Below are 19,697 nucleotides of genomic sequence, written 5' to 3' on the forward strand. Positions count from 1 at the left end.
CGCGCCGACAGGAGATAGGCCGTGACTCCCCCCGCGACCGCGATCAGGACCAGCGCGGCCGGGATCAGCCAAGCCGGGATCAGCCAAGCCGGGATCAGCCAAGCCGGTCGGGGCCACCCCGGTGGCCGGGGGGAGTTCGGGCGCCGGTCAATAATGCCCGGCCTGATACGACCGGTCGCGGGTCAACTGCCCGACGATGGCGGTGAGCTGGGTTTCACTGGTGTCGGCCACGATGACGTAGCTCTGCTCGCCGTTGCTCCAGTACCCGACGCGCACTCCCCCAACCTCGGCGACATGCAGGCCATCGACCGGTCCGTCGTCGCGCGGCGACAGGCAGATGGTCAGGCGCCTGCCATCCTTGTCCTCATAGACCAGCCCGGCCAGCGGATGCTCCATGCCGCCCATCACCCGGCCACCGACCAGCTTCAGGCCGATCGGCGACAGTTCCGGGATCTCCACCCGCTCGCCGAGACGCGCCGACATCACCCGCGCCAGATCGCCGCCGACCGGGCTCGTCACGCCGACCTGGGTCATCGGACCCTCCGCGAACACCAGATGCGCGCCGGTCGCCTCGACCACGTATTCCGGCAGGCGCCCCCCCGGCTTCATGTGGTGCCACAGCTCGTTGGTGGTCCAGCCGGCGGCGACCAGCGCCACGACGGCGGCCGCCTGGCGCAGCCACGTCAGCGAGCGCCACCGTCCTGGAAACTTATGGCGGTGGCTTTCGAGCTGGTCGGACAACTCGCCGGCCAGTTCCTCCGTGCGCGTCGGATCGCCACCCGCCAGACCTTCGGCGGCGCCGATCGCCGTCAGCAGCTTCTGTTCGGCGTAATCACGCAGCCTGTTCCGGGCTTCGGGATCGCTCTCCAGCCATGCCAGCACCAGGGCTTCCTGCTCGGGCGCCAGCTGGCCGTCGAGGAAGGCGTGAAGGTCGTTCTCATCGATTTCGATCGTCATTGTGACCTTCCCACCAGCCGAAGTGTCGGCCGCTTGGCCTGATTGAGCATGGAACGCAACGCCGCCCGTCCGCGGCCCAGCCGCGACATGAAGGTCCCGATCGGGACGCCCAGCCGCTTGGCCGCCTCCTCGTACTTCAACTCCTCGGTCGCGATCAGCGTCACGGCGCGGCGCTGGTCCTCCGGCAACTGGGACAGCGCCGTCATCACGTCGCGCACCTCCAGGTTCCGGTGCTGCGCCGGCTCGGCGACGGTGTCGTGTCCGGCGGCTTCGGCGTCGGCCTTGACCGCGTTCTCCAAAGTGCGTCGCCGCAGGCCGCTGACATGGACGTTGTGCAGGATGCGGAACAGCCACACCCGCAGATCGCCGTCTGTGCGGAACGTGTCGGCACCGGCGATCGCCCGCGACAGGCATTCCTGTACCAAATCCTCCGCCTCGTCCTTATTGCGGGTCAAGGCGATGGCGTAGCGGCGAAGGCTGGCGATATGGGTCGCCATCTCCTCCTTGAGCTTGCCGTGCGGCATGATCGCTTCCTAGGTCCCTCTCCGCCATTCCCCAGCCGGCATTCCCATGCCGGGCCGCCTTCCTATCATGCCGGCACCAGGCCCGTCATGCGCCTGCCACCCGCCATCATGCGCTGGAGCTTCTCGATCGCCCGGGCCTCGATCTGGCGCACCCGCTCCCGGCTGATGCCGAACTGGCGGGACAGGTCGTCCAGCGTCAGCGGCTCCTCGGACAGCCTGCGCGCCGCCAGGATCGACCGCTCGCGCTCCTGCAACTGCTGCATCGCCCGCTTCAGCTGGTTGCGCCTGCGGTCCAGTTCCTGACGCTGAGCCAGCATCTCCTCCTGCGTCTCGGACGGGTCGACCAGCCAGTCCTGGGCTTGGCCATCCTCCATGCCGGGCAGCGGCAGGTTGAGCGACTGGTCCGGTCCGGCCAAGCGGCCATTCATGCCGGAGACGTCGTGGACCGGGACCTTCAGGTGCTCAGCCAGCCGCTGGGCCTCCTCGGGGCTCAGGTCGCCCTCCTGCAGGAGGTTCATGGCGCTCTTGGCCCGCCGCAGGCTGAAGAACAGTTTCTTCTCCGCGCCGGTGGTGCCCATCCGGACCATCGACCACGACCGCAGAATGTATTCCTGCATCGCCGCCCGGATCCACCACAGGGCGTAGGTGGTGAAGCGGTAGCCGCGGTCCGGGTCGAAGCCGTTGAGCGCCTGGACCATGCCCATGTTGCCCTCGGCGATCATGTCGGCCATCGGCAGGCCATAGCCGGCATAGCCGCGCGCCACCTTGGCGACCAGACGCAGATGGCTGCCGATCAAGCGGTCGGCGGCGTCGGGGTCGCGGCGGTCGCGCCACGCCTTGGCCAGTTCCTGTTCCTCTTCGGCGCCGAGCATTGGATACTCGCGAATCCGGGAAAGGTAGCGGTTGAGATCTGTCCGGTTCGGCGAAGGCTGCATCCAAGTGCTCCCGTGTTTTCCGTCTGTCTTCTGGTCGATCATGTCGATGATCCGCGTTTCCCCAATTACGCGGGGCTCGGCGCTTTCATCCCTGATTTTTCGAATTATTTCGCGGCGTGGTGCGATTTCCCTGCCGCACCCTCCGCCACCTGGGTGTGGATGACGGCGAATTCTTTGACGGCGCCGCTTTGGCTGACGTACTGGACCAGCGCCACGACATCGTTCCGGCAGTGCAGCAGGATGCGGCGGGGCGGATCGGCGGGGTCGCCTTGGTGGACGGGCAGATGGATCACGTCGCCGACCCTGGACACCGTGCCGGCGTCGCCTTGGGCGTCGGCGCCGAACCTCAGCCGCACCACGTCGGCGGAGCCCTGCTGCGCGAAGGGACCGAGCCAGACCGGCACCGGCTGCCGCCCGCCCAGGCTGGCGTCCGTGCGCGTGATGTCGAGCAAGGGGCCGGGTAGGGTGAAGCTCGCGGTGTGCTTGGGAACGCCGCAGGGAACCTGCGCGATCTCCACCGGCAGCGGCGTTTCCCGGCCCAGCGTGAAGCCGGCGATGGCGGGCGCCATCAGGGCCAACGCCCCGACCGCGACGACCCAACCATTCCTGAAACCCCAACGTCCGTCCCGCCGCACCACGCCTCTCCCCGTGCCAAAGGTCCCGGCCCCGAAAGTCTTGGCCAAAGCCTTGATCGAGACGATTACGCGGGCGGCGGCGGTTTAATCCCGGGGGTTCATCGACGAGACGGAAAATCTGCACGAGGGAGCGGAGAGTGGGTTTGGACCAAAGCTGACCCGACGGATCGCGGCCACGCTCCTTGACCCTTTCCCGCCGCCCGCCTAAACTCGCGCCATCATGATGGGCTTCACGACCATGGACGCCCCCGGGCTCCGGCGAATTATCTGCCCGGTCCTCCCCTGAGGGCCGGGCACCAAGACGTTTGACCAAGCGGCCCAACCTTCGGGGGAAGACCGGGCCGCCGGTTAAACGCGGTTTTCGCGCCGCCACGGCTGGACGCGGGAGCCCCCGCGATGCTATCGCTCTTTCCTGATTTCACCCGACGGCTTGGCCGGTGCGAGCACCAGCCGGTTGGCGGCTGCCTGGACCCGATCATGACCCGCGATTATAAATCGACCGTCTTCCTGCCCCGCACCGATTTTCCCATGCGCGCCGGCCTGCCCGCCAAGGAGCCCGAACTGCTGCGGCGCTGGGCGGAGCGCGGGTTGCACGACAAGCTGCGCGAGACATCGGCCGGACGGCCCAAATTCATCCTCCACGACGGCCCGCCCTACGCCAACGGCAACATCCATGTCGGGCACGCGGTCAACAAGATCCTGAAGGACGTGATCAGCCGGTCGCGGCAGATGCTTGGGCAGGACAGCGTCTACGTTCCCGGCTGGGACTGCCACGGCCTGCCGATCGAGTGGAAGATCGAGGAGAAGTACCGGGCCGCGGGGCAGGACAAGGATCAGGTGCCTCTGCTCCAGTTCCGCGAGGAGTGCCGGCAGTTCGCGCAGGAGTGGATCGACATCCAGTCCGAGGAATTCCAGCGGCTGGGCGTCATGGGCGACTGGTCGCATCCCTATAAGACCATGACGAACGCCGCCGAGGCGACGATCGTCCGCGAGATCCACAAGTTCGCGCTCAACGGTGGCCTGTACAAGGGCGCCAAGCCGGTGATGTGGTCGGTGGTCGAGAAGACCGCCCTGGCCGAGGCGGAGGTCGAGTATCACGACCACACCTCCACCACCGTGTGGGTCAGGTTCCCGGTCTCCGCCCCGGCCACGCCGGAGCTGGACGACGCCTCCGTCGTGATCTGGACCACCACGCCCTGGACTCTGCCGGGCAACCGCGCGATCGGCTATGGCCCCGACCTGGAATACGGCGTGTTCAAGGTGCTCGCCGTGGCCGAGGGTAGCGCCGCCAAGGTGGGCGAGCGGCTGGTGGTGTCGACCGCGCTGGCGGAGGACCTCGCCAAGACGGCCGGCATCACCGAATGGCGCAAGGCCCACACGCTCCCCGGCTCCCGGCTGGCGGATACCCGCTGCGATCATCCGCTGCACGGCCAGGGCTACGACTTCCCGGTACCGCTGTTGCCCGGCGACTTCGTCACGGACGACGCCGGCACCGGCTTCGTCCACATCGCCCCCGGCCATGGCGAGGACGACTTCCATCTTGGCCGCAAGCACGGCATCGAGGTGCCCCAGACCGTCGCCGACGATGGGACCTATTACGACCATGTGCCGCTGTTCGCCGGCAAGCGGGTCTACACGCCGGCCGGCAAGACCGGTGACGCCAACGGGGCCGTGATCTCCGCCATCGCCCATGCCGGCGGCCTGCTCGCCAAAGGCAAGCTGGTCCACAGCTACCCGCATTCCTGGCGATCCAAGGCGCCGCTGATCTTCCGCACCACACCGCAGTGGTTCATCTCGATGGAGACGAACGATCTTCGTCATGTGGCGCTCAAGGCGATCGACGATACCCGCTGGGTGCCGCCGCAGGGCCGCAACCGGATCGCGTCGATGATCGAGAGCCGGCCCGACTGGTGCATCAGCCGCCAGCGCGCCTGGGGTGTGCCGATCGCCCTGTTCGTCGAAAAGAAGACGGGCAAGCCGCTCCGCGACGAGACGGTGCTCGCCCGCATCGCCGACACCTTCGACCTGGAGGGCTCCGACGCGTGGTTCGCCCGCGATCCCCAGTTCTTCCTGGGCAACGCCTACGCGGCGGCCGATTACGAGCAGGTGTTCGACATCGTCGACGTTTGGTTCGAGTCCGGCTGCACCCACAGCTTCGTGCTCGAGGCGCGGCCCGACCTTCAATGGCCGGCCTCGCTCTACCTGGAAGGCTCGGACCAGCATCGCGGCTGGTTCCACTCCTCCCTGCTGGAAAGCTGCGGGACGCGGGGCAGGGCGCCTTACGACGCGGTGCTGACCCACGGCTTCGTGCTCGACGAGCAGGGTCGGAAAATGTCGAAGTCGCTGAAGAACGTCACGGCCCCCCAGGAGGTCGTGGACAAATACGGCGCCGACATCCTTCGGCTTTGGGTGGTCGGCTCCGATTACTCCGAGGACCTGCGGATCGGGCCGGAGATCCTGAAGTCGCAGGCCGACCTTTACCGGCGCCTGCGCAACACGCTCCGCTATCTGCTTGGGGCGCTGGCCGATTTCTCGGAGGACGAGCGGATCGACGTCGCCGAGATGCCCGAGTTGGAGCGTTGGGTGCTGCATCGCTTGACCGAGCTGGATGGCGTCGTCCGCCAGGGCATCGAGGATTACGACTTCCACAGCCTGTTCTCCGCGCTCCATAACTTCTGCGCGGTGGATCTGTCCGCCTTCTATTTCGACGTGCGCAAGGACAGCCTGTACTGCGACCGTCCCGATTCGACGCGGCGCCGGTCGGTGCGGACGGTGCTGGACCATCTGTTCTCGTGCCTGACGGCGTGGCTGGCGCCCGTCCTGTGCTTCACCACTGAAGAGGCTTGGCTGAGCCGGCACGGCGAGGACGCCGACGTGTCGAGCGTCCATTTGCGTACGTTTGTTGACATTCCCGGGGAATGGGCGGCGCCGCGACTGGCCGCCAAATGGGCCGTCGTCCGCGATGTCCGCCGTGTCGTCACCGGCGCGCTGGAATTGGAGCGGGCGAGCAAGCGCATCGGCTCCTCTCTCCAGTCGTCGCCCGACGTGTTCGTGACGCCGGAGCTTCACGCCACGCTCGAAGGCGTCGACATGGCGGAGGTCGCCATTACCTCGGCCATCCGCGTCGTCGACGGCGCGGTGCCGGAAGGCGCCTTCACCCTGGAGGACGTGCCGGGCGTCGGCGTCGTGCCGGTGCTCGCCGAAGGCGAAAAGTGCGAGCGTTGCTGGAAGGTGCTGCCGGAGGTCGGGACCATTCCCGCCCATCCCACCCTCTGCCACCGCTGCGCCGACGCGGTCGATCACCTTCCGGAGGCGGCGGAATGAGCGACCGCGTGGATGGGGAGGCCGGGTTGGGCGCGCGTTCCCGATCGATGGTCCGCATCGGCCTTATCGTCGCCGTTTTCGTGATGATCCTGGATCAGGCATCGAAGTGGTGGATGTTGGAGATGGTCGGGATGGCCACCGATCCGCGCGTGATCGAGGTCAATTCCTACTTCAATCTGGTCATGGCATGGAACAGGGGTGTAAGTTTCAGCCTGTTCTGGCACGAGGCGGAGTACATGCCCTATGTGCTATCGGCGGTTGCGCTGGGCATCGTGGGATTTCTCTTCACGTGGCTGCGCCGGGCGGATCGTCCTTTCCTGGCCGTGTGTATCGGCATGGTGATCGGCGGTGCGATTGGCAACGTGATCGACAGGTTGAGGTTCGGCGCGGTGACCGACTTCCTGGACTTCCATGTCCTGGGGTATCACTGGCCGGCCTTCAACGTGGCCGATGCCGGGATCTCGGTCGGCGTCGTCCTGATCGTGCTCGACAGCCTGTTCGCCGGGCGGAGCGCGTCCGGAGACTGACCGTCGCGCGACCCGGTGATCGGTCGATCGGGCCATCAATCGGCCGGGCCATCAGTCGGCCTGGGCGTCGTCCTGGGCGTTTGGACCAACACGAGCTGGATAAAGAGAAGAACGGCAATGGACGCGATCAGCACCCCTATATCCCGTCACGATCGGCGCGCCTCGCGGTGCGTCGCACCGCTGGTCTGTCTGGCGCTTGGCACCCTGGTGCTTTCCGGTTGCGGCGGCGCCCGTCAGACCTTCGGCCTGGACCGCGCGCCTCCCGATGAGTTCAGCGTCGTGACGCGGGCGCCGCTCGCCGTGCCGCCCGAATACAACCTGCGCCCGCCCCAGCCGGGAGCGCCGCGCCCGCAGGAGTCGGAGACGCGCCAGCAGGCGGCGTCCGCCGTGTTCGGTTCGGCGCCGGTCACCCGTCAGCAGGCCACGGCCGCCAGCCCGGCTGTCACGACCGGCGAGTCGGCATTGCTGGCCCAGGCGGGAGCGACCCAGACCAGCCAAGGGATCCGCTCGACCGTCAACCAGGAAACGACGGCGATGGCGGCGCAGGACAGGCGGTTCATCGACAGCCTGCTGTTCTGGCGCACACCCGAGCCGCCCGGCACCGTCGTCAACGCCCAGAAGGAGCAGCAGCGTCTGCGCGAGAACTCGGCGCTGGGCAAGCCGGTGACCGAAGGCGACACGCCGATCATCGAACGGCGCAGCAAGGCGCCGCTGGAAGGCTTGTTCAATTAACAGGCACCCCCCAGCTTTCTGTCCATCGGACGATCCCCGCGGCGGCACGCCCGCGGGGATCGGTCCAGCATCGTTGAAACCAGTCGAGGTGTCGCCGTGATCGAACCGTTGCGCCGGCTGATCGCCGCGCCCGTCGTCGCATCCCTGCTACTGATCTCCGCCGGCGGAACCGTCCTCGCCCAGGACCCGCCGAAGACCGCCGATCCCAATGTCACGCCCAATACCGCGTCGGCTCCGGCGACACCCGCGGCTCCCCTCCAGGCTCCCGAAACCGCCACACCGGCCGCCCCGCGCAAGGGCGTCTTCTTCCCCGAGACCTTCACGCTGGACAACGGCATGCAGGTGGTCGTGGTGACGAACCAGAGGGTGCCGGTGATCACCCACATGGTTTGGTACAAGGTCGGCGCCGCCGACGAGGAGACCGGCAAGTCGGGTATCGCCCACTTCCTGGAACACCTGATGTTCAAGGCGACGGACGAACTGAAGCCGGGTGAGTTCAGCCGGATCGTCGCCCGCAACGGCGGCCGCGACAACGCCTTCACCTCGTGGGACTACACCGCCTATTTTCAGAACGTCGCCGCCGACCGGCTCGAACTGGTCATGAGGATGGAGGCGGACCGGATGGCCAACCTCCGCCTGACCGACGAAACCGTGCTGCCCGAGCGCGACGTCGTACTGGAGGAGCGCCGCCAGCGGACCGAGAACGAGCCCGGTGACAAGCTGTCCGAACTGGTCCAGGCGTCCCTGTACGTTCACCATCCCTACGGCACGCCCATCATCGGGTGGGAGAACGAGATCCAGAAGCTGACCCGCGACGACGCCAACGACTTCTATCACACCTGGTACACGCCCAATAACGCCGTGCTGGTGATCGCCGGTGACGTGACCGTGGATCAGGTCCGCCCGCTGGCGGAGAAGTATTTCGGCCCGATCGCGCCCCGTCCGGTGCCGGCCCGGGTCCGGGTCGAGGAGCCGCCGTTCGGCGCCGAGCGCCGCGTCATCCTGCGCGACGCCGAGGTTCGCCAGCCCAGTCTCCGCCGTCTCTATGGCGCGCCCAGTTATAACAGGGGCAAGACGGCCCAGGCCTATCCGCTCCAGGTCCTCAGCGAGATCGTCGGCGGCGGCGCCACCAGCAGGCTGTACCGGTCTCTGGTGGTCGAACAGCGCCTCGCCACGGCTGCCGGCACCGGCTATTCGCCGGACGCCTTCGACATGTCGGTGTTCGGCGCCTATGTCAGCCCCAATCCGGGCGTCGACATGGACAAGCTGGAAGCGGCGCTGGTCGAGCAGCTGGAGAAGGTCGTCAACGAGGGCGTCACCGCCGCGGAGGTCGAGACCGCCAAGACCCGGATGGAACGCGAGGCGATCTTCGCCCGCGACAGCCTGCGCGGTCCCGCGATGAGCTTCGGGGTGGCGCTGACCACCGGCAGGACGATCGAGGATGTCGAGGCGTGGCCCGAACGGATCGCCGCCGTCACGGTCGATCAGGTCAACGCCGCCGCCCGCGCCGTGTTGGGCCAAGCCAATCCGGTGACCGGGCTGTTGCTGCCGGCCCCCGTCCGGGAGGCCGCCGCCGGTCAGGCCGGACAACCGTCGCCCACTCCGTCCGCTCCCCCCGTTTCCGGAACCTCGGGAATGATCCGATGACCCGCCGCCTGTCGATCCCGGCTTTCCTGTCCACCTTCGTCCTGATCGTCACCTGCTTCATCTCGACCGCCCAGGCGATCGATATCAAGCGGGTGGTCAGCCCCGGGGGCATCGAGGCGTGGCTGGTCCAGGACACCAAGATCCCGCTGTTGGCGATCAAGTTCGCCTTCAAGGGCGGCGTCGAGACCGATCCCGCCGGCAAGGAGGGCTTGGCCAACCTCACCTCGACCCTGCTGGACGAGGGAGCCGGTCCCCACGACAGCCAGGAATTCCAGCGGCGGCTGGCCGACAACTCGATCTCAATCAGCTTCACCGCCACGGTCGATGGCTTCTACGGCGGGGTGGAGACGTTGGTCGAAACCCAGGACGAGGCGTTCGACCTCACCAGGCTTGCCTTGACCGAGCCGCGGTTCGACGAGGAGGCGGTCGAGCGGATGCGCCGCGCGGTCCTGACCCAGATTCGCCGCGACCAGGGCGATCCCGATTTCATCGCCCGGCGGGCCCTGTACGAGACCGCCTTCCCGGACCATCCCTATGGCAAGCGCGCCCGCGGCACGGCCGAGAGCGTCGGCGGCATCACGACCGACGACCTTCACGCCTTCGTGCGCGAGCGGTTCGCCAAGGACAACCTGACCGTCGCGGTCACCGGCGACATCTCACCCGAACAGCTAGGCCCCGTGTTGGATCGCCTCTTCGGCGCCCTGCCCGAAAACGCCAAGGTCCAGCCCCCCGCCGACACGACTCCCAAAGGCGCCGGGGAAACCATCCTGGTGCCCCGGCCGCAGGCCCAGAGCGTCGTCCTGATGAGCGAGCCCGGCGTCAAGCGCGACGACCCCGACTGGTTCCCGGCCTACATCATGAACTACGTGCTGGGCGGCGGCAGCTTCAGTTCCCGCTTGATGAACGAGATCCGGGAGAAGCGCGGGCTGACCTATGGCGTCTACAGCTATCTGGTCCCGTTCCAGCATGCCGCCATGGTGATGGCCGGGGGCTCGACCGCCAACCAGAACGCTGGCAAGATGGTCGAGCTGATGAAGGAGGAGTGGCGGAAGATGCGGGATGAGGGCATCACCCAAGCCGAGTTGGATGACGCCAAGACTTTCCTGACCGGATCGTTCCCGCTTCAGTTCACCTCCAGCGAGGCCATCGCCGATGTCCTGCTCCAGGTCCAGCGCGACAATCTCGGCATCGACTATCTCGACCGCCGCACCGCCCTGATCAACTCGGTCACGCTGGACGATGTCAAGCGCGTCGCCCAGCGCCTGCTCGATCCGGCGGCGCTGCTGACCGTGGTGGTGGGCAAGCCTGAAGGAATCGAGCCGACCCGGACGATGGATGACGTCCCGAGCTAAACAATCAAACTGGCTGGGGCGCCGGGATGGTGACCTTCGATGACCTTCCGGCGTATGGAGATGCGGCCGAACACCCGTCCGCGATGTTCATTCGGCAAAACTGGATCGACCAACGAGAGGCAACATCTCCATGTCCGTTCTGACCGACTCCTCCGCTTGGCAAGCTTTGGCGGCACACCGCTCCCGGATTGACGGTGTCCACACGCGTGACCTGTTCGCGCGCGATTCCGACAGGTTCTCCCGGTTCTCCGCCCGCCTCGGCGATCTGACGCTGGATTACTCCAAGAACGGAATCACCGAGGAGACGGTGGGCTTGCTGCTCGACTTGGCGCGCCAGCTGGACGTCGCCGGCTGGCGCGACCGCATGTTCTCCGGAGAGCGCATCAACACGACCGAAGACCGCGCCGTTCTCCACACGGCGCTCCGCAACCGCTCCAACCGCCCGGTGATCGTCGACGGCAAGGACGTGATGCCCGAGATCAACGCCGTGCTGGCGCGGATGGGCAGGTTCGCGCGGGCGGTGCGCGACGGCGCCTGGACCGGCCACGACGGCTCCCAGATGACCGATGTGGTGAACATCGGCATCGGCGGGTCGGACCTTGGCCCCTACATGGCCTGCGAGGCGCTGAAGCCCTATGGCCACCCGGACCTGCGGATGCATTTCGTCTCCAACGTGGACGGCACCCACATGGCGGAGACCCTGAAAAAGTGCCGTCCGGCGACGACGCTGTTCATCATCGCCTCCAAGACCTTCACGACCCAGGAGACGCTGACCAACGCCCACACGGCGCGCGCGTGGTTCCTGGAGACGGTCGGAGACGAGACCGCCGTCGCCAAGCACTTCGTCGCGGTATCGACCAACCAGGCGGAAGTCGCCAAGTTCGGTATCGACACCGAGAACATGTTCGAGTTCTGGGATTGGGTCGGCGGGCGCTACAGCCTGTGGTCCGCCATCGGCCTGCCGATCGCGCTGGCTATCGGCATGGACAATTTCGAGGCGATGCTGGCCGGCGCCCACGAGATGGACGAGCACTTCCGGACCGCGCCGCCAGAAGCGAACCTGCCGCTGCTGCTGGGGCTGATCGGGGTCTGGAACGCGAATTTCCTAGGTGCCGACAGCTACGCCGTATTGCCTTACGATCAGTACATGCACCGGTTCCCGGCCTATCTTCAGCAACTGGACATGGAGAGCAACGGCAAGTCGGTCGACCGCTCCGGCAACCGGGTCGACTACGCCACCGGGCCGATCCTGTTCGGTGAGCCGGGCACCAATGGGCAGCACGCCTTCTACCAGCTGATCCACCAAGGCACCCGCGTCGTGCCGGCCGATTTCCTGGCTCCGGTCCATAGCCAGAACCCGATCGGCAAGCACCACCGGATCCTGCTGTCCAACTTCCTGGCGCAGCCGGAGGCGTTGATGCGCGGCAAGAACGCCGAAGAGGTCCGAGCCGAACTGGAAGGGGCCGGCGTGATCGGCGAGGCGCTGGAAGCGCTGGTGCCTCACAAGATCTTCGAGGGCAACCGGCCGACCAACTCGATCCTGTTCGAAAAACTCGATCCCCGTACCCTGGGGATGCTCGTGGCTCTCTACGAGCACAAGGTCTTCGTGCAGGGGATCATCTGGAACATCAATTCCTTCGACCAGTGGGGCGTCGAGCTTGGCAAGCAGTTGGCCAAGGTGATCCTACCCGAATTGACCGAGGCATCCGATCCGGTTGGACATGATTCCTCCACTTCCGCGCTGATCCAGGCTTGCAGGGAGTAGCGCCGACACACCCGCACACGCTATGCTGTCGATTATAGGTAAATGTAACCGATCTGGCGCGCGTAGGTTTTTATGACACAGTCCCGTCCTCTGACGCGGATAGATCAGGCACAGTTGGATGTCGTCGTCAAACGGCATGAGATGTTCCGCAACGCGCGGATGGGGGGATCGCGGGCGACCTTGTCGTTCTTCGACCTCTCCGGCCTGAGCCTGGCTGGACGGGACTTGGCCCATGCCGATTTCGTCGGTTCGGCGATGCGGGGCGCCAATCTCGCGGGCGCAAGGCTGGACTGCGCCGCCATGTTCGCCTGCGATCTCAGGCAGGCCAACCTGGAGAACGCCAGCCTGGTCAAGACCGACCTGCGCGGCGCCTGCCTGCGGGGCGCCGTGCTGATCGGCGCCAACCTGTTCGAGAGCGATCTTCGCGACGGTACGTTGGCCGAGACGGATCGAGGCGGCAACCTCAAGATCCTCCAGGTGGAAACCCAGCCGACGGAAGCGTCGGGGGCAGACCTCAGCGGCGCCAACTTGACCAACGCCCGACTGTCGGGCGCCATGGCGCTCCACACCGACTTCACCGACGCCGTCATGCGCGGCTGCAAGCTGATCCGCGCCACCATGCGTGGCGCCAACTTCACCGGCAGCAACCTGGAGGGCGCCGATCTCAGCGGGGCCGACCTACGCGGCGCCTGCCTGCGGGGCGCGGTCCTGACCGGCGCCTCCATGACCATGACGGAGATGGCGGGCGCCGACACCGAGGACATGCTTTCCGATCAACCCGCCGGCCTCTCGCCCGATGGGCTCGGGAAGCCCCTGGATGAACTGGCGCGCGATCATACCCTATGGGTCGGCAGCGGTGGCGCGCAGGGCGCCAAGCTCGTCCTCACCGGCTACGATCTGCGCGGCAGTCCTTCGCTGGCCCGCATGTGCCTGACCATGGTGGTGGCCGGCGGGGCGGTGTTCTATGGGATGAACCTCGAAGGGGTCCAACTTCAGGCCGCCAACCTGGAGGGCGCCGACCTCCGGACCTGCAAGCTCGCCGGAGCCGACCTCCGGGGCATCAACCTGAAGCGGGCCAAGCTCAACAATGCCGACTTGGGCGGCGCCAACCTTCGGCCCCTGATGCTGGACGAGAAGCGGGCGATGCGCTCCGACCTGGAGGGCGCCAAGCTACGCTACGTCAACCTGAGCGGCGCCTGTCTCAGGGGAGTCAGTTTCGCCGGCGCCGACCTGTCCTTCGCCAACCTGCTGGGCGCCGACATGACCAAGACCGACTTTCGCAATGCCAAGCTATTCGGCGCCAGGGTCGAGCGATCGGCGATGCAGACCGCCAACCTGGAAGGCGCCGCTGGTCTCAAGGTGTGATCATCCGCGAGGGCTGGTGACAGATCACGTTTCACCGCCTACATTTTGCGACATGACGATCCGCCTTCTCCCCGAGACACTGGTCAACCGCATCGCCGCCGGCGAGGTGGTCGAGCGCCCGGCCGCCGCCGTCAAGGAATTGGTCGAGAACGCCTTGGACGCCGGCGCCACCCGGATCGACATCGTGATCCGCGACGGCGGCCGATCCCTAATCGCGGTCACCGACGACGGCTGCGGCATGACAGGCGACGAACTGGAACTCGCGGTCGAGCGCCATGCCACCTCCAAGCTTCCTGGCGAGGACCTGCTTAATATCGCCACGCTGGGCTTCCGTGGCGAGGCGCTACCGTCGATCGGCGCCGTCAGCCGCATGACGATCACCAGCAAGGCGGTGGGTGCCGACAGCGCCTGGTGCATCGCGGTCGAAGGAGGCGCCAAGGGCGGGGTCCTGCCGGCGTCCCATCAGGAGGGAACCCGGATCGAGGTCCGTGATCTGTTCTACGCGACTCCGGCCCGCCTCAAGTTCCTCAAGCAGCCACGGACCGAGTTCGACCACGCGGTCGACGCGGTCGAGCGTCTGGCGATGGCGCATCCCGGCGTCTCCTTCACCGTCACCGGCGATGGCCGAACGCCGTTGCGCCTCTCCGCCACCCAGGGCGAGTTGCTCGACGCGCGCCTGACCCGGCTGGGCGCCCTGATGGGGCGGGAGTTCTCGGACAACGCCGTCCCGGTCGCGGCCGAGCGCGGCGCCGTCACGCTGACCGGCCATATCGGCCTGCCGACGCTCAACCGCCCGACGGCGCGGCACCAGTACCTGTTCGTCAATGGCAGGCCCGTCCGCGACAAGCTGCTGGTGGGCGCGGTCCGGGGAGCCTATGCCGATTTCCTGGCACGCGACCGCCATCCGATGCTGGCGCTGTTCCTGGACATCCACCCCGAGGAGGTCGACGTCAACGTCCATCCGGCCAAGGCGGAGGTCCGCTTCCGCGACAGCGCCCTGGTGCGCGGCCTGATCGTCGGCGCCCTCAGGCACGCGCTGGCGCAAGCGGGACACCGGGCATCCAACACGGTCGCCACCGCGACACTCGACGCCTTCTCGCCGAGGACCGACGCGTCGGCGATGCCGCCCACCCGGTTCGACTTCCAGTATGGCCAGGGCGCCCCACGGTCCAGCACCGTGCCGCGCGATCTGGCCGAGGCGGTGGCGGCGTTCCAGGCGCCGCTGACCGGCTTCTCCGCCCAACCCTCCGCCCGGCCCGCCGCCTTTTCCGATGGGCCGGCGGCGCCGGTACAGGACGACCATCCCCTCGGTGCCGCGCGGGCGCAGGTCCACAATACTTACATCGTCGCCCAGACGGGTGATGGCATCGTCATCGTCGACCAGCACGCCGCCCACGAGCGTTTGGTCTACGAGAAGTTCAAGCAGGCGATGGTCGACGGCGGGGTCAAGCGCCAGGGGCTGCTGATACCCGAGGTGGTCGAGTTGGACGAACCCTCGGCCGCCCGCCTCGTCGCCCGCGCCGAGGAACTGATGGAACTCGGTCTGGTGCTGGAGCCGTTCGGCGACGGTTGCGTGGTGGTCCGCGAATTTCCGGCCCTGCTCGGCAAGACGGATATCAAGGGCCTCGTGCGCGATTTGGCGGACGAATTGGCGGAACTCGGCGATACGCTGAGCCTGCGCGAGCGGCTGGACGCCGTCTGCTCCACCATGGCGTGCCACGGCTCGGTCCGCGCCGGCCGCGGCCTCAATCAGGATGAGATGAACGCCCTGCTGCGCCAGATGGAGGCGACCCCCCACAGCGGCCAGTGCAACCACGGCCGCCCCACCTATGTGGAACTCAAGCTCTCCGACATCGAACGGCTGTTCGGCCGACGTTAGCCGACCCGCAGGAACAGCACCCGGGTATCGCCATAGGCGCGGTCGTCCAGCGGCTCCGCGAAGGCGGGGGCTTCCCAGGGGTCTTCCAGCCCGATCTCGACCACCGCGACCGCGTCGGGCGCGCACCAGCCGCGATCACGCAATGCCGTCAACGCCGTGGGCGCCAGTCCCTTGGCGTAGGGCGGGTCGAGGAACAGGAACGCGCAGGCCACCTGCGCGCGGGGCGGGCGGGTGGCGTCGGCGCGGATGATGTCGCAGTGGCCGGCGACCGACAGGGCCGCGACGTTGCGCCGGACCAGGTCCAGGGACTCCCGTCCATTGTCCAGGAAGACCGCGCGCTTGGCTCCGCGCGACAGCGCCTCCAGGCCCAGCGCGCCCGTGCCGCAGAAGGCGTCCAGCACGACGGCGCCCTCGATCTCCGGAGCCCAGTCGGCGTGGGCCAGGATGTTGAAGATCGCTTCCCGGGTGCGGTCGCTGGTCGGCCGAATGTCGCGTCCGGCCGGAGCTTCCAGGCGCCGGCCGCGCAGGTTACCGCCGACGAGTCTCATGTCTGCCCTTGGGTGGTTCGCCAGTTGGGGAACGGCGCTCGCCTTCACCTCGCGCGCCAGGCTTGCCGGCCGGTTTCGCGAAGGGCTTGCCGTGGGGCTTGGGTTGCGGCTTCGCCTTGGCGGTGCCGGTGTTCGGCTTGGCCGGCTCGTCGCCCCGGTCCAGGAAGAACTTGGAGACTTGGTCGCGCAGCACCCGTTTCGGCACCTCCTCGACCTCGCCGCGCTCCAGCTTGCCCAGCTGGAACGGGCCATAGGCGACGCGGATCAGCCGGTTGACCGTCAGCGCCATGCTTTCCATGACGTTGCGGACCTCGCGGTTCTTGCCCTCGCGGAGCGTCACGGTCAGCCACGCGTTCGCGCCCTGCTGGCGGTCGAGGACCGCCTCAATCGGACCATACTGGATGCCGTCGATCGCGACGCCGCGCGCTAGGCCCATCAGCCGGTCGGGATTGACGAAGCCGTTGACGCGCACGCGGTACTTCCGGGCCCATCCCGTCGTCGGCAATTCCAGGAAGCGCGCCAGCTCGCCGTCGTTGGTCAGCAGCAGCAGCCCTTCGGTCGTGAGGTCCAGCCGGCCGACGGAAATGACGCGCGGCAGATCCGCCGGCAAGACGTCGAACACCGTCTGGCGGCCCTTCTCGTCACGCGCCGAGGTCACCAGACCCTCCGGCTTGTGGTAGCGCCACAAGCGGGTCGGCTCCAGGCTGGGCAGCGGCTTGCCGTCGACGACGATGGTATCCCGCGGACCCACGACGACCGCGGGGGTGGTCAGCACGGCGCCATTGACGATGACGCGGCCATCGGCGATCCAGCGTTCGGCGTCACGGCGCGAGCAGAGGCCCGCGCGGGCCAAGCGCTTGGCGATACGTTCGGGGCCTCCCGACGCCTCTTCTGGCGAGGGATCGGTAACGGAATCGGTCATCGGCGGGCTCCTGCCCGGTGCGGCGGCATGGGTATCGACATGCCGCGACTGTACGGGGCGGGAGACACCGCCGCAAGGACCGTGCCGCTTTGGGTGCGGGCTCCTAGACGGTCAGTCCTCCAGGCGGAAACCGACCTTGATGACGACTTGGTAATGCGCGACCTTGCCCCCCGAGATATGGCCGCGCGTCTCGACGACCTCGAACCAGTCGAGATGGTCGTGCATGGTCGCGGCGCGGGCGACGGCTCCCTGGATCGCGTCCTCGATGCTGGTGGGCGACGATCCGACGATCTCGATTTTCTGATAGACGTGGTCGCTCATGGTGGATGGCTCCCCTGGGGTTGAGGGTGAAGCATGGGCCGGTCGAGGCGTGCCGCGCAACCATGCGGGGCGGGAGCCGCCAGTTTGCCGCGGGCGGCGGTCTCACCGGCTTGACGCGGTCTCCCATTACTTGCCAGTGTGCGGCCATGACCAAGGCCTCCGCCGATCCGAAAGCGATAACCCCCATGGCGCTGGCGTTCGCCGAGGCCGAGGCCGCCGCGGCGCGGGGAGAGGTGCCGGTCGGAGCCGTGATAATCGAGTCGAAAAGCGGGCGGGTGCTGGCCGCGGCGGGCAATCGGACGGAGGAGTTGGCCGATCCGACCGCCCATGCGGAGCTTCTGGTCATCCGTTCGGCGTGCGCCGATCGAAGGGAGCCTCGCCTTCCGGATTGTGATCTATACGTGACTTTGGAGCCATGTGCCATGTGCGCCGCGGCAATCAGTTTTGCCCGGTTGCGTCGAGTGTACTTCGGGGCTTATGATGTAAAAGGCGGTGGGGTCGAACATGGGCCCCGCTTCTTCCACCAGGCGACTTGCCACCACGTTCCCGAGACTTATGGCGGGCTGGGGGAGCGTCGGGCGGCGGAGCTGTTGAGGGTGTTTTTCCGTCAGCGGCGCTAGTGAATGTAAACAGGTTGTAGGCGCGTTTTGGGTCGGGCATGGCAGGGATGGGTAGGCGAGGGCTCACCCACGGGGGCATGGGAAACCATGAACCTCTTGACGTGTTCGGCGGCCAGGGCGCGACCTTCGAGACTCCACGGATCGGCTATCCCATGCGCTTCAACGCCCCGCGTCATAATTTCCAGCAGCAAACTCCCGTCGCCGAAAAGATCAAGGCGACAGTCAAGTGGTTCGACCCCAACAAGGGGTTCGGTTTCGTGGCACCCGATGACGGGTCGCCCGACGCGTTCCTGCCCGCATCCGCCGTGACGGCGGTTGGGCATGATCGCCTGCCCGAGGGATCGACCGTGACGGTCGATCTTGTCGCGGGCCAGAAGGGTAATCAGGTGAGCCGGATCTACGATGTGGACGTCTCGACCGCGTCCCCTCGTCCGCGTCGCGATGACGCGGCCCGTCCCGCTCCCCGCATGGGCGGCGCTCCGCGTCCGGCCTATGGCAACGAGCGCCCGGCTTACGGCAACGATCGCCCGGCCTATGGCAACAACGACCGCGGCGGCTACGGCAATGACCGTGGCGGCTATGGCAACGATCGTGGTGGCTACGGCAACGACCGCGGCGGCTATGGCAATGATCGTGGCGGCTACGGCAACGATCGCGGTGGTTACGGCGGTGGCGGCTACGGCAACGATCGTCCGTCCTATGGCGGCGGCGGTTACGGCAACGACCGCGGTTCCGTCTCCAGCGCGGGCGCGGAGGAGGTCGAAGGCACCGTCAAGTGGTTCAACACCACCAAGGGCTTTGGCTTCGTCGCTCCCGACAGCGGTGGCAAGGACGTGTTCGTCCACATCACCGCGGTCGAGAGGTCCGGGACGGGTGCGTTGCAGGAAAACCAGCGGGTCCGTATGAAGGTCCAGCAGGGTCAGAAGGGTCTGGAAGCGGTCAGCATCGAAGCGCTGTAACGATCCCAGGTTGAGTTTCGAGTAAATGGGGGGTGCGGGCCGTAGGGTCCGCGCCCCTTTTTATGTGCGCCGGTTCAGGATTTCGGCGGTGAGACGCTCCATCGCGGCCAAGGTCTGGTCGCTGGCGTGGTGCTCCATGCCTTCCGAGTCGGCTTCGGCGGTTTCCCGGTCGATGCCGATGGCGCGAAGGAAGTCGAAGACGACCCGGTGACGCTGCCGGGCCATATTGGCCATGCGCGTCCCATCCTCCGTCAGGAAGATCGACCGGTATGGCCGGTTCAGCACCAAGCCCTCGCGTTTGAGGCGGGCGATGATCTTGGCCGCCGTGGCGTGCGTCACGCCCATATGGGCCGACACATCGACCAGACGCGCCTCTCCGCGTTCGGCGATCAGGTCGTCGATCAACTCCACGTAATCTTCCGCGACCTCGGTCTGATGGGCGTCCCTGATGCGCGCGAACGCAGCGGCACGGCGATCCGGCCTCGTGTCCGCCTTCGTCTCCGTCAAATCCTTCCTCCCCAATACCCTGGCCCGAAAACCCAGCCCAAATCCTGGCCGACACCCCGGTTGTTTCCGTGGCTCCGAGTTGGTTGTCCCGAAGCCCCCTTCAATGACCTTTTTTCGCTAAAACGGCAACTTGACGGATTGCCCAAGCGATGACAATTGATTGCTCATGCAAAAAACT

The 19,697-nt window shown here is 67.0% G+C and carries 18 protein-coding genes; 10 read left to right on the forward strand and 8 right to left on the reverse strand.

Annotated features, from left to right (window positions below):
- Window positions 1–147: 147 nt before the first annotated feature.
- From N825_RS29700 to N825_RS29715, 4 genes are all read right to left on the reverse strand, one after another.
- Window positions 148–957, reverse strand: coding sequence for an anti-sigma factor family protein (locus tag N825_RS29700; protein WP_037459850.1), 810 nt, complete (start codon window positions 955–957; stop codon window positions 148–150).
- Complete coding sequence (locus N825_RS29705; RefSeq protein ID WP_037459851.1) at window positions 954–1,481, reverse strand: sigma-70 family RNA polymerase sigma factor; 528 nt, start codon at window positions 1,479–1,481, stop codon at window positions 954–956. Before N825_RS29705 ends, N825_RS29700 begins: the two co-directional genes overlap by 4 nt.
- Before the next feature lie 65 nt (window positions 1,482–1,546).
- Window positions 1,547–2,416: an RNA polymerase sigma factor RpoH gene (gene rpoH / locus N825_RS29710; protein ID WP_037459854.1), complete on the reverse strand. Its 870-nt coding sequence runs from the start codon at window positions 2,414–2,416 to the stop codon at window positions 1,547–1,549.
- 104 nt (window positions 2,417–2,520) lie between these two features.
- Window positions 2,521–3,051 (reverse strand): hypothetical protein, encoded by a 531-nt coding sequence (locus N825_RS29715; RefSeq protein ID WP_157619629.1) that lies wholly within the window; start codon window positions 3,049–3,051, stop codon window positions 2,521–2,523.
- Between the two features lie 477 nt (window positions 3,052–3,528).
- Between N825_RS29715 and ileS the strand changes: the two genes are divergently transcribed.
- The 8 genes from ileS to mutL all read left to right on the forward strand — a co-directional run bounded on the left by ileS (window position 3,529) and on the right by mutL (window position 15,642).
- Window positions 3,529–6,375, forward strand: coding sequence for an isoleucine--tRNA ligase (gene ileS, locus N825_RS29720; protein WP_037459918.1), 2,847 nt, complete (start codon window positions 3,529–3,531; stop codon window positions 6,373–6,375).
- Window positions 6,372–6,902, forward strand: a complete 531-nt coding sequence (gene lspA, locus N825_RS29725; protein WP_245613274.1) for a signal peptidase II — start codon at window positions 6,372–6,374, stop codon at window positions 6,900–6,902. The genes ileS and lspA overlap by 4 nt, the downstream gene beginning before the upstream one ends.
- A 117-nt stretch (window positions 6,903–7,019) precedes the next feature.
- Entirely contained in the window at window positions 7,020–7,634 is a 615-nt protein-coding gene (locus tag N825_RS29730; protein ID WP_084165178.1) for a DUF3035 domain-containing protein, read from the forward strand.
- Between the two features lie 96 nt (window positions 7,635–7,730).
- Window positions 7,731–9,281, forward strand: a complete 1,551-nt coding sequence (locus tag N825_RS29735; protein WP_245613275.1) for a M16 family metallopeptidase — start codon at window positions 7,731–7,733, stop codon at window positions 9,279–9,281.
- Window positions 9,278–10,633, forward strand: a complete 1,356-nt coding sequence (locus N825_RS29740) for a M16 family metallopeptidase (protein WP_037459857.1) — start codon at window positions 9,278–9,280, stop codon at window positions 10,631–10,633. The genes N825_RS29735 and N825_RS29740 overlap by 4 nt, the downstream gene beginning before the upstream one ends.
- A 130-nt stretch (window positions 10,634–10,763) precedes the next feature.
- The gene (gene pgi, locus N825_RS29745; RefSeq protein ID WP_037459860.1) at window positions 10,764–12,398 is read left to right on the forward strand and encodes a glucose-6-phosphate isomerase; all 1,635 of its coding nucleotides are present in this window, start codon (window positions 10,764–10,766) and stop codon (window positions 12,396–12,398) included.
- A gap of 72 nt (window positions 12,399–12,470) precedes the next feature.
- On the forward strand, window positions 12,471–13,763 hold the full coding sequence (locus tag N825_RS29750) for a pentapeptide repeat-containing protein (RefSeq protein WP_037459862.1): 1,293 nt from the start codon (window positions 12,471–12,473) through the stop codon (window positions 13,761–13,763).
- Window positions 13,764–13,815: 52 nt separating this feature from the next.
- Window positions 13,816–15,642, forward strand: coding sequence for a DNA mismatch repair endonuclease MutL (gene mutL, locus N825_RS29755; protein ID WP_037459864.1), 1,827 nt, complete (start codon window positions 13,816–13,818; stop codon window positions 15,640–15,642).
- Here the strand turns inward: mutL and rsmD are convergent.
- From rsmD to N825_RS29770, 3 genes are all read right to left on the reverse strand, one after another.
- Window positions 15,639–16,190 (reverse strand): 16S rRNA (guanine(966)-N(2))-methyltransferase RsmD, encoded by a 552-nt coding sequence (gene rsmD / locus N825_RS29760; protein WP_037459866.1) that lies wholly within the window; start codon window positions 16,188–16,190, stop codon window positions 15,639–15,641. The genes mutL and rsmD overlap by 4 nt on opposite strands.
- Window positions 16,171–17,112 carry a pseudouridine synthase gene (locus N825_RS29765; RefSeq protein WP_084165179.1) on the reverse strand — a complete coding sequence of 314 codons (942 nt, stop codon included), beginning with the start codon at window positions 17,110–17,112 and terminating at the stop codon, window positions 16,171–16,173. The genes rsmD and N825_RS29765 overlap by 20 nt, the downstream gene beginning before the upstream one ends.
- Before the next feature lie 111 nt (window positions 17,113–17,223).
- A complete protein-coding gene (locus N825_RS29770) occupies window positions 17,224–17,433 on the reverse strand; it encodes a dodecin (RefSeq protein ID WP_037459867.1) in 210 nt (69 codons plus the stop codon).
- A 185-nt stretch (window positions 17,434–17,618) separates the two neighbouring features.
- Here N825_RS29770 and N825_RS29775 point away from each other — a divergent pair, with 185 nt between their 5' ends.
- Both N825_RS29775 and N825_RS29780 read left to right on the forward strand, forming a co-directional pair.
- Window positions 17,619–18,053: a nucleoside deaminase gene (locus N825_RS29775; RefSeq protein ID WP_084165185.1), complete on the forward strand. Its 435-nt coding sequence runs from the start codon at window positions 17,619–17,621 to the stop codon at window positions 18,051–18,053.
- A 77-nt stretch (window positions 18,054–18,130) separates the two neighbouring features.
- Entirely contained in the window at window positions 18,131–19,012 is an 882-nt protein-coding gene (locus N825_RS29780; RefSeq protein ID WP_342666057.1) for a cold-shock protein, read from the forward strand.
- 60 nt (window positions 19,013–19,072) lie between these two features.
- Here the strand turns inward: N825_RS29780 and mntR are convergent, their stop codons facing one another.
- Complete coding sequence (gene mntR / locus N825_RS29785; RefSeq protein WP_037459869.1) at window positions 19,073–19,519, reverse strand: manganese-binding transcriptional regulator MntR; 447 nt, start codon at window positions 19,517–19,519, stop codon at window positions 19,073–19,075.
- Between the last annotated feature and the right edge of the window lie 178 nt (window positions 19,520–19,697).

This window comes from Skermanella stibiiresistens SB22 (genome assembly GCF_000576635.1).
GTDB classification, from domain to species: domain Bacteria; phylum Pseudomonadota; class Alphaproteobacteria; order Azospirillales; family Azospirillaceae; genus Skermanella; species Skermanella stibiiresistens.